10 protein-coding genes are annotated in these 17,315 nt (G+C 71.6%); all 10 read left to right on the top strand.

Translation table 11 applies throughout. The features are described 5' to 3' along the window. The first annotated feature begins 240 nt into the window (after nucleotides 1-240). Nucleotides 241-1,473 carry a myxochelin export MFS transporter MxcK gene (gene mxcK / locus D7V93_RS17060; RefSeq protein WP_244237352.1) on the top strand — a complete coding sequence of 411 codons (1,233 nt, stop codon included), beginning with the start codon at nucleotides 241-243 and terminating at the stop codon, nucleotides 1,471-1,473. A gap of 35 nt (nucleotides 1,474-1,508) precedes the next feature. Beyond that, nucleotides 1,509-2,795: a myxochelin B biosynthesis transaminase MxcL gene (gene mxcL, locus D7V93_RS17055; protein WP_120644430.1), complete on the top strand. Its 1,287-nt coding sequence runs from the start codon at nucleotides 1,509-1,511 to the stop codon at nucleotides 2,793-2,795. A gap of 114 nt (nucleotides 2,796-2,909) precedes the next feature. Further along, nucleotides 2,910-3,686 (top strand): 2,3-dihydro-2,3-dihydroxybenzoate dehydrogenase, encoded by a 777-nt coding sequence (locus D7V93_RS17050; protein WP_279636922.1) that lies wholly within the window; start codon nucleotides 2,910-2,912, stop codon nucleotides 3,684-3,686. Nucleotides 3,687-3,790: 104 nt separating this feature from the next. Next, nucleotides 3,791-5,068, top strand: coding sequence for an isochorismate synthase DhbC (dhbC, locus tag D7V93_RS17045; RefSeq protein WP_120644429.1), 1,278 nt, complete (start codon nucleotides 3,791-3,793; stop codon nucleotides 5,066-5,068). Then, nucleotides 5,065-6,699, top strand: coding sequence for a (2,3-dihydroxybenzoyl)adenylate synthase (locus D7V93_RS17040; RefSeq protein WP_120644428.1), 1,635 nt, complete (start codon nucleotides 5,065-5,067; stop codon nucleotides 6,697-6,699). The genes dhbC and D7V93_RS17040 overlap by 4 nt, the downstream gene beginning before the upstream one ends. A gap of 14 nt (nucleotides 6,700-6,713) precedes the next feature. Continuing rightward, a complete protein-coding gene (locus D7V93_RS17035; protein ID WP_120644427.1) occupies nucleotides 6,714-7,622 on the top strand; it encodes an isochorismatase family protein in 909 nt (302 codons plus the stop codon). A gap of 34 nt (nucleotides 7,623-7,656) precedes the next feature. Next, nucleotides 7,657-12,009 (top strand): myxochelin non-ribosomal peptide synthetase MxcG, encoded by a 4,353-nt coding sequence (gene mxcG / locus D7V93_RS17030; protein WP_120644426.1) that lies wholly within the window; start codon nucleotides 7,657-7,659, stop codon nucleotides 12,007-12,009. After that, complete coding sequence (locus D7V93_RS17025) at nucleotides 12,006-13,280, top strand: 3-deoxy-7-phosphoheptulonate synthase class II (protein WP_120644425.1); 1,275 nt, start codon at nucleotides 12,006-12,008, stop codon at nucleotides 13,278-13,280. The genes mxcG and D7V93_RS17025 overlap by 4 nt, the downstream gene beginning before the upstream one ends. 58 nt (nucleotides 13,281-13,338) lie before the next feature. Then, complete coding sequence (gene mxcH, locus D7V93_RS17020) at nucleotides 13,339-15,903, top strand: TonB-dependent siderophore myxochelin receptor MxcH (protein ID WP_120644424.1); 2,565 nt, start codon at nucleotides 13,339-13,341, stop codon at nucleotides 15,901-15,903. A 56-nt stretch (nucleotides 15,904-15,959) separates the two neighbouring features. After that, nucleotides 15,960-17,201, top strand: a complete 1,242-nt coding sequence (locus tag D7V93_RS17015) for a DUF4374 domain-containing protein (RefSeq protein WP_120644423.1) — start codon at nucleotides 15,960-15,962, stop codon at nucleotides 17,199-17,201. The last annotated feature ends 114 nt before the right edge of the window (nucleotides 17,202-17,315 follow it).

Below are 17,315 nucleotides of genomic sequence, written 5' to 3'. Positions count from 1 at the left end.
CACCCTTTCCGCCCCCCTCCACGCCGTCAAGCCATCCGCGCGCGGCAAGCCCGCCTCCAGACGATTGCGTCACGAATCCCGCTTTTCCATTGACTCGCGACCATTTCTGAAGATGATTCTCATTATCATTAGCCGTCGCAACCCCTCCCGACGGGTCCGGAGCACGTCGCTCCGGGCCCTGGCAGAGCCATGTCTGGCATTGCCGGGCGCGGGCAGGGCCGACGTGTGTCTGGATTCCAGGTGACTGTCTTGAGTGACGCATCCCCCGCCGCGCGAGAGCGCACGCTGCTGTGGCTCCTGGCGGCCGTGCAGTTCACGCACGTCGTCGACTTCATGATGCTGATGCCGCTGGGCCCCCTGCTGATGCAGCGGTTGGAGCTGTCGGCCACGCGGTTCGGCGCGCTGGTGTCCGCGTACACGCTCGCATCCGCGGCCATGGGGGTCCTGGGCGTCTTCTGGTTGGACCGGCTGGAGCGCAAGCGCACGCTCCTGATGCTCTACGCGGGCTTCATCACCGCGACGCTCCTGTGCGGCGCGGCCACCGGGGCCGTGGGGCTGCTGTTGGCGCGCACCGTGGCCGGCGCCTGCGCGGGCCTGATGGGCGCGGTCGTCATCGCCATCGTCAGCGACGTGGTGCCGGCGGAGCGCCGGGGGCAGGCCATTGGCACCGTGATGACGGCGTACGCGCTGTCCGCGGTGGTGGGCGTGCCGCTGGGCCTGGGGCTCGCGAACCAGTGGGGCTGGCGCGCTCCGTTCGTCGTGCTCGCGGGGCTCGCGGGCCTCGTGTGGCTGCTGCTCCTGCGCTTCCTCCCCCGCGTGGACGGCCATCTCACCCGGAGCGCGACGCCCGACGCCAGCGCGCCCTCCAGCGTCTTCACGCCCCGCCTCGCGCTGGGCTGGGGCCTGACCTTCACGGTGGTGTTCGCCAGCTTCCTGCTCATCCCCTACCTGGGCGCCTTCATGGTGGGCAACCTGGGGCTGTCGCTGTCGGACCTGCCCTGGGTGTACCTGGCCGGCGGCGCGGCCACGCTCGTGAGCTCGCGGTGGATCGGCCGGATGGCGGATCGCCTGGGGCCGTCGCGGGTGCTGGCCGGACTGCTCGTCGCCACCATGGCGCCGCACCTGCTCTTCACGCACCTGCCCGTGTCGCCGCTGCCGGTGGTCGCGGCGGTGTTCGTGCTCTTCATGACGCTCACCTCCGGCCGGGCCATCCCCACGATGGCGCTCGTCGCGTCCCGGGTGCCGCCCTCGCTGCGGGGGCGCTACCTCGCGGTCAACATGGCCGCCAGCGACGGCGCCTCCGGGCTCGCCGCGTGGATGGGCGGCCTGCTGCTCTCCACCGCGCCTGACGGCGCGCTCCTCGGCTTCGGCCCGCTGGGCTGGCTCGCGGTGGCGCTGTCCGCGCTCTCGCTGGGCCTGCTGTGGATCTTCGACGGCCGCGCCGCGCGGCTCGGCGCCACGCCCACCCCCTGAACCGCTCTCCACCCGCAACCGACAAGGACCCCACCATGTCCCAGGCCTCGCCCCGTCACCCGTCCCTGCCGCGCCCCATCGAGGGCGCGATCAAGCTGGAGCGCTCGAACCAGCTCCTCGAGGAAGCGCGCAGACTCGTCCCCGGCGTCACCCAGACGATGATGAAGAAGCCGGACCACTTCGCCCCCGGCGCCTTCCCCGTGTTCCTCACCCGGGGCCAGGGCGCGCTGGTGGAGGACGCGGACGGCCAGCAGTACATCGACTACATCGGGGCGCTGGGCGCCAACCTCCTGGGCCACAACCACCCGGCCGTGGCGGAGACGATCCGCAAGCACCTCGCCGAGGGCATCATCCACTCGCTGCCCACGCCGGTGGAGGTCTCTTCCGTGCGCGCCCTGGTGGACCTCATCCCGGGCGCGGAGATGGCCCGCTTCTTCAAGACGGGCGCGGACGCCACGTCCGCCGCCGTGCGCCTGGCGCGCCACATCACCGGCCGCGAGCACATCGTCACCGTGGGCTACAACGGCTGGCACGACCACTTCATGTACGACACGCCGGGCATCCCTTCCGCCGTGGCGAAGCTCACCACCCGCCTGCCCCTCTTCACGCCCCAGGACGAGCCTGCCCTGCTCGCGCACATCAGCGAGCACCGCACCCAGCTCGCCTGCGTCCTGCTAGCCCTCCCCTACAACCGCACCGTCACCCGCGAGTTCCTCCTGCAGGTGAAGGAGACGTGCGCGGTGCACGGCATCCTCTTCATCCTCGACGAGGTCGTCACCGGCTTCCGTCTGGCATTGGGCGGCGCGCAGCAGTTCTTCGACATCCAGGCGGACTTCGTCACCCTGTCCAAGGGCATCGCCGCGGGCATGCCCCTGTCCGCCATCGCGGGCCCGGCGAAGCACCTGTCGCGCCTGAGCGAGCTCCAGGTGTCCACCACCTTCGGCGGCGAGATGCTCTCGCTCGCCGTCTGCGAGGCCGTCCTCAAGGAGTACCGGAGCACGAACTACATCGAGCACATCGCCTCCCTGGGCCGCCTGCTGCGCGCCGGCGTCAACGCGCACGCCCGGGCCACCGGCTCCACGCTGGAGGTCATCGGCTACGACGCCGTGCCCTTCTTCCGCTTCAGCAAGGACATCCCCGAGCACATCCAGAAGATGATCCCCTTCCAGGCCGGCATGGCCCGCCGGGGCGTCATCCTGCGCCGCGACCTGAACTTCATCAGCGCCGTGCACACGCAGGAGCAGATCGAGCACACCATCGCCGCCGCCGGCGAGGTGCTGCGCGAGCTGGCCGCGGGCGCCTCCGCCTCCAGCGCGGCGTGAGTTCGAAACATTTCCAGGCCTGAGCCTTCTTGACAGGAATTCACGACCATGGCACTTCCGGATCCTGATTATGAGAACCGTTCTCATTTTCCAACAGTCGGACCAGGCGAGCGGATGATGGGTGCGACGACAGGACTCGCGGTGGTGACGGGCGCGGCCCAGGGCATTGGCGCGGCGGTCGCGCGCAAGCTGGCGCGCACGATGCCGGTCGCGGTGTTCGACCGGAACGCCGCCGGGTTGGAGCTCCTGGTCGCGGAGCTGCGTCAGCAGGGGCTTCGCGCCACCGCGTTCCCGGTGGACGTGCGGGACGTGGACGCCATCGAGGACGCGGTCACGCACATCGAAGCCCGGCTGGGGCCCATCCAGGTCCTGGCCAACGTGGCGGGCGTGCTGCGCGTGGGCGCGGCGCTCACGCTCAGCGACGCGGACTGGATGACGACGTTCGCGGTCAACACCCACGGCGTGTTCCACATGTCGCGCGCGGTGGCGAAGCACATGGTGCCCCGCCGCTCGGGCGCCATCGTCACGGTGGGCTCCAACGCGGCGGGCGTGCCGCGCATGCAGATGGCGGCTTACGCGGCGTCCAAGGCCGCCTCCACCATGTTCACCAAGTGCCTGGGGCTGGAGCTGGCCGAGCACGGCATCCGCTGCAACGTCGTGTCCCCGGGCTCCACCGACACCGCCATGCAGCGGGCGCTGTGGTCGGAGGACCGGGGGCCGGAGGCCGTCATCGCCGGCTCGCTGGAGACCTTCCGCACCGGCATCCCCCTGCGCCGCATCGCCACGCCGGACGACATCGCCGACTCCGTGGTGTTCCTCGCCTCCGAGCAGGCCCGCCACATCACGATGCACGACCTGTGTATCGACGGCGGCGCCACCCTGGGCGTCTGAGCCCGCGACATCCGCCTGCCTCACCCACTCCTTCCTCCCCGGGGCGCCTTCGTGCCCCCTCGCATCCCTCCGAGTTGAGAATGATTACTGATACCAAAATCGCCATGGGGTCGAAGGATTCGCACGGTGTGGCGCTGCCGGTGGACGGCGCGGCCCCTGGCGTGAAGACGGAGCAGGAGCCGGAGTCGCTGGCGACGCGGCTCTTGCGTGACTACGACGCCGGCTCGTCGTTCTTCTTCGCGTCCCCCAAGCGCACCATGCTGGCGCGTGGCGTGTTCGCCACGGTGCCGCACGCGGGCGGGACGAACTCCATGGAGGGCCTGCCGGCGCGCGTGGCGGCGGTGCTGGATGCCTCGCGCGAGGCGGCGCACGACATCCCGGTGGCGGTAGGCGCGGTGCCCTTCGACGGCCGGGTGGCCGCGCAGCTCGTGGTCCCCATGACGATGCAGCGCGCGGGCCCGCTGGTGTTCGACGCGGCCGCTCCCGCGCAGCTTCCCCTGGCGGCGAAGTACACGATGCGGCCCGTGCCGGAGCCGGCCGCGTACCTGGACGGCGTGGCGACGGCGCTGAAGCTCATGCAGGACGGGCCGCTGCGCAAGGTGGTGTTGTCGCGCGCCCTGCACCTGGACACGGCGACGCCCATCGACCTGCGCCAGCTGCTGCACAACCTGGCCCGGCGCAACCCGCACGGCTACACCTTCGCGGTGGACCTGCCGCCTCGCGAGGACGCGGCGCCTGGCGCGGGCCGGCGGACGCTCATCGGCGCGAGCCCGGAGCTGCTGGTGTCGCGCTCCGGGTTGCAGGTCATCGCCAATCCGCTCGCGGGCTCCGCGGCGCGCAGCCCGGATCCGGTGGAGGACCAGGCGCGGGCGACGCGGCTGATGGCCTCGCCCAAGGATCTGCACGAGCACGCGGTCGTCATCGACGCGGTGGCTGAAGCGCTGCGCCCCTACTGCAAGACGCTGGACGTGCCCCGGGGCCCGTCGCTCGTGAGCACCCAGACGATGTGGCACCTGTCCAGCCGCATCCAGGGTGAGCTGAAGGATCCGTCCATCACGTCGCTGACGCTGGCGCTCGCGATGCACCCGACGCCCGCGGTGTGCGGCCACCCGACGGAGCTGGCGCACGAGGCCATTGGCCACATCGAGCCGTTCCAGCGCGGCTACTACACCGGCACGGTGGGCTGGTGCGACGCGAACGGCGACGGGCAGTGGGCCGTCACCATCCGCTGCGCGGAGGCGGACGAACACACGCTGCGGCTGTTCGCGGGCGCGGGCGTCGTCGTGGGCTCCACGCCGGAGGCGGAGCTGGCGGAGACGGAGGCGAAGTTCCGCACCATGCTCCAGGCCATGGGCCTGGGTGGCGCCGGGGTGCAGCCGTGAGCGCGGCCCGCGAACACCTGCCGGGCTGCCCGACCTGGCCGGAGGACTTCGCCCAGCGCTACCGCGAAGCGGGCTACTGGCGAGGGGAAACCTTCGGTCAGCTGCTGCGCGACCGCGCCCGGGACTTTGGGACGCACGTGGCGCTGGTGGCCGGGACGCACCGCTGGACATACGCGGAGCTGGACGCGCGCGTGGACCGGATGGCCGCGGGCTTCCACTCCCTGGGCATCCGCGCCCGGGATCGCGTGGTGGTGCAGCTTCCCAACGTCGCGGAGTTCTACGAAGTCATCTTCGCCCTCTTCCGCATGGGCGCGCTGCCGGTGTTCGCCCTGCCCGCGCACCGCGCGTCGGAGATCGGCTACTTCTGCGCCTTCACGGAGGCCGTGGCGTACGTCATCCCGGACCGCTTCGGCGGCTTCGACTACCGCACGCTCGCGGAGCAGGTGCGCGCTGCCACGCCCACGCTGAAGCACGTGCTCGTCCTGGGCGACGCGGGGCCGCACACCGCGCTGGCCTCCGTGCCCACGGAGCCCATCACGCTGGAAGGCCCCTCCCCTTCGGACGTGGCGTTCTTCCAGTTGTCCGGCGGCAGTACGGGCGTGCCCAAGCTGATCCCGCGCACGCACGACGACTACATCTACAGCCTGCGGGCCAGCGTGGACGTGTGCCGGTTCGACCGCGACACGGTGTACCTGTGCGCGCTGCCGGCGGCGCACAACTTCCCGCTCAGCTCGCCCGGCGTGCTGGGCACCTTCTACGCCGGGGGCACGGCGGTGATGGCGCTGCACCCCAGCCCCGACGTGGCCTTCCCGCTCATCGAACGCGAGCGCGTCACCGTCACCGCGCTCGTCCCCCCGCTGACGATGGTGTGGCTGGACTCCGCGCAGGCGAAGCGGCACGACCTGTCCAGTCTCAAGATTCTCCAGGTGGGCGGGGCCCGGCTGAGCGACGAGGCCGCCGCGCGCGTGCGCCCCACGCTGGGCTGCGCGCTCCAGCAGGTCTTCGGCATGGCCGAGGGCCTGGTGAACTACACGCGGCTGGACGACCCCGAACAGCTCATCGTCACCACGCAGGGCCGCCCGATGTCGGACGCGGACGAGCTGCGCGTGGTGGATGACGACGACGTGCCGGTGGCGCCCGGAGAGACGGGCCACCTGCTCACGCGCGGGCCGTACACCATTCGCGGCTACTACAACGCGGAAGCGCACAACACGCGGTCCTTCACGACGGACGGCTTCTACCGCACGGGCGACCTGGTGCGCCTGACGCCCGAGGGCTACCTCGTGGTGGAGGGCCGCGCGAAGGATCAGATCAACCGGGGCGGCGACAAGGTCGCGGCCGAGGAGGTGGAGAACCACCTGCTCGCGCACCCCTCCGTGAGCGACGCGGCGGTGGTGGCCATCCCCGACAAGTTCCTGGGCGAGCGCACCTGCGCCGTCGTCATCCCGCGGGGCGAAGCGCCAGCCGCGTCGGTGCTCAACGCCTTCCTGCGCCAGCGCGGGCTGGCGGCCTTCAAGATCCCGGACCGCATCGAGTTCGTCGCCGCCTTCCCCCAGACGGGCGTGGGCAAGGTCAGCAAGAAGGCCCTGCGCGACAGCCTCCGCCAGTCCCTCAACCCCTCCTCTCCCTGAACCTGGAGCCCACCATGGCCCTGCCTGCCATTGCCCCCTATTCGATGCCCGGCGCGGCGGACCTGCCGCGCAACAAGATTGCCTGGACGCCGGAGCCCAGGCGCGCCGTCCTCCTCATCCACGACATGCAGCGCTACTTCGTGGACGCCTTCACGCAGGGGCAGTCCCCCGTGACGGAGCTGGTGGCCAACATCCAGCGCCTGCGCGCGCACTGCACGAAGCTGGGCATCCCCGTCGTGTACTCCGCGCAGCCTCCGGACCAGACGCCCGAGCAGCGCGGCCTGCAGCTGGACTTCTGGGGCAAGGGCCTGCGGGGCGGTCCGGAGCAGAAGCAGAAGATCATCGACGCGCTGGCCCCCGCGGAGGGCGACATCCTCCTGACCAAGTGGCGCTACAGCGCGTTCCGCAACACCCGGCTGATGGAGGTCATGCGCGAGCAGGGCCGCGACCAGCTCATCATCTGCGGCATCTACGCGCACATCGGCTGCCTGCAGACTGCCAGCGATGGCTCCATGAGCGAGGTGCGTCCCTTCCTCGTCGCGGACGCGGTGGCGGACTTCTCGCGGGAGAAGCACCAGCTGGCGCTCGACTACGCCTCGCAGCTCGTCGCGTTCGTCACCTCCACGCAGCAGCTCATTGACGCCCTGCCGCTGTCGGAGTCCACGCCCGCGGTGAGCCGCGAGCAGCTCCGCGCGGACGTGGCGGAGCTGTTGATGGAGTCCGCGACGGCGATTGGCGAGGACGACAACCTGCTCGAGCGCGGCATGGACTCCATCCGCCTGATGAGCCTGGTGGAGCGCTGGCGGCAGCACGGCACGGAGGTGTCCTTCGTGGAGCTGGCCGAGAGGCCCACGCTCACCGACTGGTACTCGCTGCTCGCCGCGAAGCAGCCCGTCACACCCAGCGCGCGCGCGTCGTCGTAGCCCGCCTCCCCCTTCCCTTTCGGAGTCCCCCGTCATGCACCAGTCACAGGACGAGAGCCGCCCGCTGTCCGCGGCCCAGCACGGCATCTGGGTGGGGCAACAGCTCGACCTCAAGAGCCCGGTGTACAACGCCGGGGAGTGCATCGAGTTCCATGGCGCGGTGGATCCGGTGCGCTTCGAGTCCGCCCTGCGCCGCGCGGTGGCGGAGGCCGACGCGCTGCACGCACGCTTCGTGACAGACGCGGCCGGACCGCGGCAGGTCATCGACGCGGGAATGGACTGGACGCTCCAGCGCGTGGACCTGAGCGCGGAGGCGGATCCCTGGGCCGCCGCGCGGGAGTGGATGGGGTGGGACCTGGGCCGCCCGGTGGACCTGACGAAGGGACCGCTGTTCTCCCAGGCCCTGCTCACGGTGGGGCCGGAGCGGTCCTTCTGGTTCCAGCGCATCCACCACATCGCCATGGATGGCTATGGCTTCTCGCTGCTCGCGCGGCGGGTGGCGGAGCTCTACACGGCGGAGGCCACGGGCAAGGTGGCGCCCGCGGGGTTCAACCGGCTGGGGCCCGTGCTGGACGAGGACCTGGCGTACCAGAACAGCCCCCAGTGGCAGAAGGACCGCGACTTCTGGGTGGCGCGCCTCGAGGACGCCCCCGCGCCCGCGCTGCTGGCGGACGCGGCGCCCATGTCCTCCCGCTTCCTGCGGCGCTCGGAGCCCCTGTCCGTCGAGCTGATGGTGGCCCTGCAGAACGGCGCCCGGCAGGCCGGCGTGAGCTGGTCCGACCTGGTGCTGGCCGTCACGGCCGCCTACCTGCATCAGCGGACGGGCGCGGCGGAGGTGGTGCTGGGCCTGCCGGTGATGGGCCGGCTGGGGTCGGCGGCGCTGCGGGTGCCGTGCATGGCGATGAACATCGTGCCGCTGCGCATCGCCGTGCGTCCGGACGCGGGGCTGTACGCGCTGGCCCGCGACGTGGCGGCGGAGATGAAGGCCGCGCGTCCGCACCTGCGCTACCGGTACGAGCAGCTCCGGCGCGATCTGCGCCTCGTGGGTGGGCAGCGCAAGCTCTTCGGCCCCGTCGTCAACATCATGCCGTTCGACTACGCCCTGGACTTCGCGGGCGTGTCGGGCACGGCGCACAACATCTCCGCCGGCCCCGTGGAGGACCTGTCGTTCGGCTTCCACGCGCGCTCGGGTGGCAAGGGCCTGCGCATCGACCTGGACGCGAACCCCGCCTGCTACACGGAGGAGACGCTGGCCCTGCATCAGCAGGGCTTCCTCCAGCTCCTGGAGACGCTCCTCCTCGCGCCCGAGCTGCCCGTGTGGCGTGGGCCTTCGAGCGTGAGCGCCAGCGCGGTCGCGGGTCCGGGGGCTTCGGTGCTCGACGGTGGGCCAGTGCCCGGCGTACGGCCCGTGCTGGAGCTGCTGAAGGCGCGCGCCGAGGAGCGCCCCGAGGCGGTCGCGTTGGAGCATGGCCCGAGGCGGATGACCTGGCGCGAGCTGATGGCGGCGTCCCAGGCCCTGGCCCTGCGGCTGACGGACGCGGGCGTGCGTCCGGACACGGTGGTGGCGGTGAAGCTCCCCCGGGGCACCGACGCCATCGTCGCGAGCCTGGGCGTGTTGTTCGCGGGCGCGGGCTACCTGCCCCTCGACCCGGCGGGCCCTTCCACGCGCAACGCGGCCATCCTGGAGGATGCGCGGCCTTCCGTGATGGTGGTGTCCGAACGCTCGACGCCCGACGCGGATCCGACCGCGCCCGGGGTCCTCGTCGTGAGCCAGCTCCGCCCACGTGACGAGGCGGCAACGGCCGTGCCCGCCGCCGACGCGGAGGCCCGGCTCGCCTACGTCATCTACACCTCCGGCTCCACCGGCCAGCCCAATGGCGTCCAGATCTCCCGTGGCGCGCTGGCCCACTTCGTCGCGGGCGCGACGCAGCGCTACGGCGTCGGGCCCGAGGACCGGGTGCTCCAGTTCGCCCCGCTCCACTTCGATGCGAGCGTCGAGGAGATCTTCGTCACGCTGTGCGCGGGCGGGCGGCTGGTGCTGCGCACGGACGAGATGCTCCAGTCCGTGCCGCGCCTGATGGACGCCTGCGCCGAGCACGGCATCACGCTGCTCGACCTCCCCACGGCCTTCTGGCACGAGCTGGCCTACAGCCTGTCCACCGGCGCGGCCCGCCTGCCCGACTCCCTGCGCACGGTCATCATCGGCGGAGAGGCGGCCCTGCCGGAGCGCATCGCGCGGTGGAGGGACGTCGCGGGCGACCGCGTGCGCCTGCTCAACACCTACGGCCCCACCGAGGCGACCGTGGTGGCCACCGTCGCCACCCTCGCGGGCCCCGACGCGCTCCCCTCCGGTGACGAGGTCCCCATCGGCCGTCCCCTTCCGGGCGTGGTCGCGGCGGTCCTCACGCCTCAAGGGCGGCTGGCGGCACCGGGCGCGGAGGGAGAGCTGTGCCTGATGGGCGGCGGCCTCGCGCGGGGCTACCTGGGACGCCCGGCGCTGGACGCAGCGCGCTTCACGCGGCTGGAGCTCCTGGGAGGCCAGCCGCGCGCCTACCGCACCGGCGACAAGGTGCGCGTGCGCGACGACGGCCAGCTCATCTTCGTGGGCCGGGTGGACGACGAGTTCAAGATCAGCGGCCACCGCATCGACCCGGGCGAGGTCGAAACCGTGTTGCTCCAGTATCCCGGTGTCCGCGAGGCCGCGGTCGTGGGACAGGTGCTGCCGGGGGGGTCGCGCCGCCTGTGCGCGCACCTGGTGGCGTCGCCCGAGCCCTCGCCCACGGAGCTGCGCAAGCACCTGCTGGCCGCGCTGCCCGCGCCCATGGTGCCCGGCGCCTTCGCATACGTGGACCGGCTGCCGCGCACGGCCACGGGGAAGATCGACCGCAACGCGCTCAAGAACGCCCTGGCTTCGGACGAGGCCGCCGCGCTGACCGCCACCGCGACGCCGCTGGAGCGCACGGTGCTGCAGGTGTGGGAGCAGGTGCTGGGCCGCGCCCCCACGTCGCTCCAGGACGACTTCTTCGAGCTGGGGGGCCAGTCCCTCCAGAGCATCCAGGTGGCCAACCGGCTGGGCATCGCGGTGGGCCGCGAGGTTCCGGTGGCCACCGTCTTCCGCCACCCCACCGTGTCGGGCCTCGCCCAGGCGCTCCAGCGGGGCAGCGCGGAGGGCTCGGAGCCCGGAGGCCTCACGCCCGCGATGCTCGCGGACGCCGAGCTGGGCGAGGACATCGTCCCCGTCACCACCGGCGCGGCCTGGGCACGCGAGGCCTCGCGGCTCGGCCCCGGCGTCCGGCAGGTCCTGCTCACGGGCGCCACCGGCTTCGTCGGCGCGCACCTGCTCCACCAGCTCCTGGACCAGACGGACGCGCGCATCATCTGCCCCGTGCGCGCGAAGGATGAGGCGCACGCGATGGAGCGCCTGCGCTCGGCGCTGGTGGGCCAACAGCTCCCGACGAAGGGGCTGGAGGCGCGGGTGCTCGCGCTGCCCGCGGACCTTGCCCAGCCCCTGCTGGGCCTGGACGCCGCGCGCTTCCGGGGGCTGGCCGCGGAGTGCGACGCCGTCATCCACAACGCCGCCGTGGTGAGCGTGGTGCGGGAGTACGGCAGCCTCCAGGGCGTCAACGTGCGGGGCACGCGCGAGCTGCTCAAGCTGGCCGCCACCGTGCGGCCCAAGCCCTTCCACTACGTGTCCACGCTGGCGGTGGCGCCCCAGGCGAACCTCTCCCCGGACGTGCCCGAGTCCTTCGTCCCCGCGCACCCCGGCCTTCGCGACGGCTATCAGCAGAGCAAGTGGATCGCGGAGCGGCTGGTGCAGCAGGCGTCGGAGCGCGGCCTGCCCGCGACGGTGTACCGCCTGGGCCGCGTGGTGGGCGCGCCGGACACCGGGCTCGTCAACACGCAGGACCTGGTGTGGCGCATCGTGCTGGCGGGGCTCCCCGTGCGCGCCCTGCCGCTGCTGGACGTCGGCGAGGTGTGGACGCCGGTGGACTTCGTGGCCCGCGCCATCGTCCAGCTCGCCCGGCGGCCGCACCCGGGCGCGGTGTTCAACCTCACGCCGACGGCGGAGGTGCGCCTGTCCGAGCTGTTCGGCTGGGTGCGCGACTACGGCTACCCGCTGGAGCTCTGTCCCGTCCCCGAGTGGCGCGAGCGGGTGGCGCGGGGCTCGGGGGGCCATGACGCCACGCTCGCGTTCTTCGACCTGCGCGGCGGTGACTCCGCACCGGCCTTCGGGCTGGGGCCCATCCGCTGCGAACGGCTGCTGGCCGCGCTGGAGGGCACGGGCGTCTCCTGCCCCTCCACCGACCGGAAGCTCCTCTACCGCTACCTCGACTTCTGCGTCGCGCAGGGAATCCTGCCGCCGCGAGAAACGGCGCTCCCGCGATGAACACCTCCTGGTCTCCCTCCTCCTGGCGCTCGAAGCCGGTGCGCTACCTGCCTGATGACTACCCCGACCTCGCGGCCCTCGCGCGCGTGGAGGCGCAGCTCGCGACGCTGCCGCCCCTGGTCTCCGCCGAGGAGACCCGCCGGCTGCGCGACGCGCTGGGACAGGTCGCCCAGGGCAAGGCGTTCCTGCTCCAGGGCGGCGACTGCGCGGAGAGCTTCAAGGAGTTCGCCGCCGACAACGTCCGGAGCACCTTCCAGCTCCTGCTGCAGATGGCCGGCGTGCTGACGTTCGCGGGCGGCTGCCCGGTGGTGAAGGTGGGCCGCATCGCGGGCCAGTTCGCCAAGCCGCGCTCCAACGCCACGGAGACCGTGGGCGGCGTCACGCTGCCCAGCTACCGCGGCGACATCATCAACGGCATGGACTTCAACGCCCGCGAGCGCACGCCGGATCCGCAGCGCCTGCTGCGCGCCTACCACCAGTCCGCGGAGACGCTGCAGCTGGTGCGGGCCTTCGCTCGCGAGGGCTACACGGACCTGACCCGGCTGCTGGGTCACCGGCCGGAAGCCGAAGGCGCCGTGCGTCCCGTGGACTTCTTCACCAGCCACGAGGCCCTGCTCCTCAACGTCGAACAGGCGATGACCCGCGTCGATGAGGCCACGGGCGGCTGGTACGACACGTCCGCGCACATGCTCTGGATTGGTGAACGCACGCGCCAGTTGGACGGCGGCCACGTGGAGTTCATGCGCGGCATCCAGAACCCCATCGGCCTGAAGTGCGGCCCCACGATGGAGGCGGACGACCTCGTGCGCCTCATCGACACGCTCAACCCCCAGGGCATCCCGGGCAAGCTCACGCTCATCGGGCGCTTCGGTTCGGATCAGGTCGCCACCGCGCTGCCCCGCCTGATGGCCGCCACCCGGCGCCACGGCAGCCCCGTGGTGTGGTCCATCGACCCGATGCACGGCAACACGCACAAGGCGACGAACGGCTACAAGACGCGCTCGGTGGCGCGGATCCTCGCGGAGGTCATGGCCTTCCTCCAGGTCGCCGCCGCCGAGGGCGTCCACCCCGGCGGCCTCCACCTGGAGATGACCGGCCAGGACGTCACCGAGTGCCTGGGCGGCCCGCTGGACGTGTCCGAGGACGACCTGTCCAGCCGCTACCACACGCACTGCGACCCCCGCCTCAACGCGACCCAGGCGCTCCAGCTCGCCTTCCGCGTCGCGGATGGGCTCCACACCGTGCGCGCACCCCAGGCCCGCGCGGCCTGATCCACCGTGAGTCCTTGACAGTCCAGACTCGGAGCCGCTAAACGTCCCGCCACTGAAAATGAGAACCATTTTCAAAATCACGAGCAGGACGGGGCGGTTCGGGACGGTCGCGGCACTGCTGTCGAGCCTGTGGGTCGGCGGGCCGGCGCACGCGGGGGCGATGCAGGAGGGCGGCGTTGAAGCAGCGCGGACGGACACGCCCGCGGAGCAGACGGCGCCCGCTCCGGCGGCTCCCGTCATCGAAGCGCCGAAGCTGATCCAGCGCGTCGAGGCGACCTACCCCGCCGAGGCCAGAGAGGCGCGGCTGGAAGCGAACGTGCGCCTGCGACTGAAGCTGGACACCCAGGGACAGGTCACCGAGGCCGAGGTGCTGGAGCCGGTGGGTCACGGCTTCGACGAGGCCGCGCGCACGGCCGCGCTCCAGTTCCGCTTCGAGCCCGGGAAGCGCGACGGCGTCGCGAAGCCCTTCCGCGTCCTCTACACCTACGCCTTCCGGCTTCCGGAAGCCGCCGCGCCGTCCAGCCCGGTCGCGGCGCGACCCGCGACTCCGCCCTCCACCGCGCCAGACGTGGGCGGCGATGAGAACGTCATCGAGATCACCGTCGTCGGTGAATCCGCCGCCGAGCGCCTCCGCCAGTCCGCGGAGGCGGTGCAGGTCGTCGAGATGGAGCAGATCGCCTTCGAGACCGCCGACCTGGGCAAGGCGCTGGCGCGCACCGAGGGCGTGGACGTGCGCCGGGCGGCCGGCTTGGGCAGCAATACGCGCATCTCGATGGCGGGCATGTCGGACGACCAGGTGCGCTTCTTCATCGACGGCATCCCGCTGGAGCTCGCGGGCTACGGGCCGGGGCTCGCCAACGTGCCGGTGAACCTGGTGCAGCAGATGGAGGTCTACCAGGGCGTGGTGCCCATCCGCTTCAGCGCGGACGTGCTGGGCGGCGCCGTGCAGCTCGTCACCGACCAGGACGTGGAAGGCTCCGGGGGCGCGGTGTCCTACGAGCTGGGCTCCTTCGACACGCACCGCCTCACCGCGAGCGCCCACCACCTCCAGGAGTCCACCGGCCTGCTGGTGCGTGCGCACGGCTTCTACGACAACGCGCGCAACGACTACCCCGTGGACGTGGAGGTCGCGAACGACGTGGGCAAGCTGGTGCCCGCGCGACTGCCCCGCTTCCACGATGGCTACCAGGCCGGCGGCGCGAGCCTGGAGGTGGGGTACGTGGACCGGCCGTGGGCCCAGCGCCTGCTGGTGCGCGCCTTCGTCAACGCGTCCGACCGGGACATCCAGCACAACACGTCCATGTCCCAGGTCTACGGCGACGTGACGGGCGCGGAGGGCTCCGCGGGCACCACGCTGCGCTACGCGCAGACCTTCAGCCAGGGCCTCACCGTGGACACCGTGGGCGGCTACACGTTCCGCCGCAGCCGCTTCCTGGACGTGAGCACGTGCCGCTACGACTGGTACGGCCGCTGCTTCTTCACCCTGCCCACCGGGGGCGAGATGGAGTCCCGGGCGGTGGAGCGCTACGTCAACCAGCACACCGGCTTCGCGCGCTTCAACGCGAGCTGGACTCCAGGCGGGCCGCACGTCCTGCGGCTCGCGGTGGCGCCCACCTTCGTCGTGCGCACGGGCGAGGACCGCCAGCTCCAGGCCCTCAACCAGACGGATCCGCTCTCCGCGGCGCGCGACGTGGGCTCGCTCGTGACGGGCCTGGAGTACCAGTACGACGCCTTCGAGGGCCAGCTGCAGAACGTCGCCTTCGCCAAGGACTACCTCCAGTCCACGAGCGCGAAGAAGCTGCTCGCGAGCAATGAGTTCCTGGACCTGAGCCGGACCACGCACGAGGTGGGCATCGGCGACAGCCTGCGCCTGCGCCTCTCGCCCACGCTCACCGCGAAGGCGTCCTACGAGTGGGCCACGCGCCTGCCACGTCCGGACGAGCTCTTCGGCGACGGCCTGCTCATCGACGACAACCTGGAGCTGGTCCCCGAAACCAGTCACAACTTCAACCTGGGCCTGGGCGTCTCGTTGCTGCCCGGCCGCTTCGGCTCCTTCCGCGCCAACGCCGGCGGCTTCGCACGCCTGGCGGATCAGCTCATCACGCTCATCCCGCAGGGAAGCTTCTCCCTCTACCAAAACGTCTACGGCGCGCGCTCGCTGGGCGTCGTCGGCGCCGCGGGCTGGACGTCCCCCGGCCAGCTCCTGTCGCTGGACGGCAATGCCACCTGGCAGGACGTGCGCAACGTGTCCAGCGAGGGCAACTTCGGCGCCTTCAAGGGACAGCGCGTCCCCAACCGCCCCTCCCTGCTGGCCAACGGCAGCGCGCAGGTGAAGGTGGCCGACCTGCTGCGCGCCCAGGATGAGCTGCTCGTGACCCTGCGCTCCCGCTACGTGCACGAGTTCTTCCGTGCCTGGGGAGGCGTGGGCGCCGAGGAAACGAAACGGCGCATCCCGTCCCAGCTCACGCACTCGGTGGCGCTCACCTACGTGATGCGCGACACGCCCACGAAGCTGAGCTGGACGCTGGATCTCCAGAACCTCACCAACGCACGGACCTTCGACTTCTACGGCGTCCAACGCCCCGGCCGCAGCCTCGCCGCCAAGTTCACGCTGGAGCGCTGAACACCGCCTCCCGCAGTCGCACGCAGCACCCGCCACCCCCACCGAAAGGGAAGTCCTTGAAGCCCTCACCCTTCCTTCGCATCTCAAGCCGCGTCCTCGCGGCGTTCGCATTCTCCTTCGTCGCCGCCTGCAGTGACGACCCGGATGACATCACCCCGGACGCCGGCACCAACACGTCGCCGCTGTACGCGTTCGTCGCCCAGGTGAGCACCGACTCCGAGTCCACGAGCTACGTCATCCTGACGGACAAGGTGGACCACACCGAGCCCCTGTCGCTGGAGAACGCGACGGAGATCGACGGCCGCGCGCTGGGCTCCGGCATCTCGAAGGCGGGCGCCCTCTTCGTCTCCAGCAGCGATTCCGCCGTCGTCACCCGCTACAACGTGACGAACGACAACAAGCTGGAGAAGGCCGGCGAGGTGAGCTTCGCGAGCAAGGGCCTCTCCTCGATTGGCGAGTACCAGAACCAGTTCCAGTTCGTGTCGGACACGAAGGCGTACTACTTCGACGGCCGCACCTCGCAGATCATCATCTGGAACCCGAAGGAGATGACGCTGACGAACAGCATCTCCCTGCCGGCCATGACCATCGAGGGGACGATCCTCACGTTCGCGTCCAACCCCCTCCGCGTGGGCACCAAGGTGCTGATGCCGCTGGGCTGGCGTCCGTCCGCGGGCATCGGCATCACGAAGATGGCGGGCATCATCGTCCTGGACACGGCGAACGACACCGCCCAGGTCGTCACGGACAACCGCTGCGGCTACGTGCGTGACGGCGTGGTGGGCGCGGACGGTCAGGTGTACCTGGCGACGGAGGCCTATGGCGCCGCGGTGAAGCGCACGGCGCAGGCCAACCCGGACGTGCCCACGCCCTGCCTGCTGAAGTTCGATCCGCAGACGGCGACCTACGACAAGGCCTTCTACAAGGTGCTGGGCGACCTGACGAACGGCGGCGCCACGGGTTCGCTGCTCCAGGGCCCCGCGGGCTCCGGCTACCTGCGCGTGCTGGACGAGCCCGCCTACACGGTGGTGGAGGGCACGCACCCGCGCGCCATCGCGAGCGCCGTGGCGTGGCGGTGGTGGAAGCTGGACCTGGCGAACATCACGAGGGCCACGCTGGTGGACACCCTGCCGGCCAGCACGGGCAGCTCCTTCCTGTTCCAGGCCGACGGCCGCACCCTGTTCACCGAGTTCACCAACGGCGGCACCAACACGAACTTCCGCGAGCTCAGCGACCTGAGCGGCAAGCTGGTCGCGACGCACTCGGGTCTGTCGTTCTCGTTCCTGCAGGTCCGCTAGTCGTCCCCAAGTGGTCCCGGGCCCTCGCGGACCGGGGTGGAGGGCCCTGCGCCCTTCCGCTCCGGCCCCGGGGGCCGTCTCCCTTCTTCCCGCCGTGCCCCCCATGTCCATTGA

This window comes from Corallococcus llansteffanensis, assembly GCF_003612055.1.
GTDB classification, from domain to species: domain Bacteria; phylum Myxococcota; class Myxococcia; order Myxococcales; family Myxococcaceae; genus Corallococcus; species Corallococcus llansteffanensis.
The sequence above is the reverse complement of the archived record's forward strand: the minus strand, read 5'-3'. Positions and strand labels throughout refer to the sequence as shown.

What these genes read in the sequence shown, in the direction of transcription:
- mxcL (WP_120644430.1), top strand. Translation starts at nt 1,509, where the DNA reads ATGTCCCAGGCCTCGCCCCGTCACCCGTCCCTGCCGCGCCCCATCGAG.
- D7V93_RS17050 (WP_279636922.1), top strand. Translation starts at nt 2,910, where the DNA reads ATGATGGGTGCGACGACAGGACTCGCGGTGGTGACGGGCGCGGCCCAG.
- dhbC (WP_120644429.1), top strand. Translation starts at nt 3,791, where the DNA reads ATGGGGTCGAAGGATTCGCACGGTGTGGCGCTGCCGGTGGACGGCGCG.
- D7V93_RS17035 (WP_120644427.1), top strand. Translation starts at nt 6,714, where the DNA reads ATGGCCCTGCCTGCCATTGCCCCCTATTCGATGCCCGGCGCGGCGGAC.
- mxcG (WP_120644426.1), top strand. Translation starts at nt 7,657, where the DNA reads ATGCACCAGTCACAGGACGAGAGCCGCCCGCTGTCCGCGGCCCAGCAC.
- D7V93_RS17025 (WP_120644425.1), top strand. Translation starts at nt 12,006, where the DNA reads ATGAACACCTCCTGGTCTCCCTCCTCCTGGCGCTCGAAGCCGGTGCGC.
- mxcH (WP_120644424.1), top strand. Translation starts at nt 13,339, where the DNA reads ATGAGAACCATTTTCAAAATCACGAGCAGGACGGGGCGGTTCGGGACG.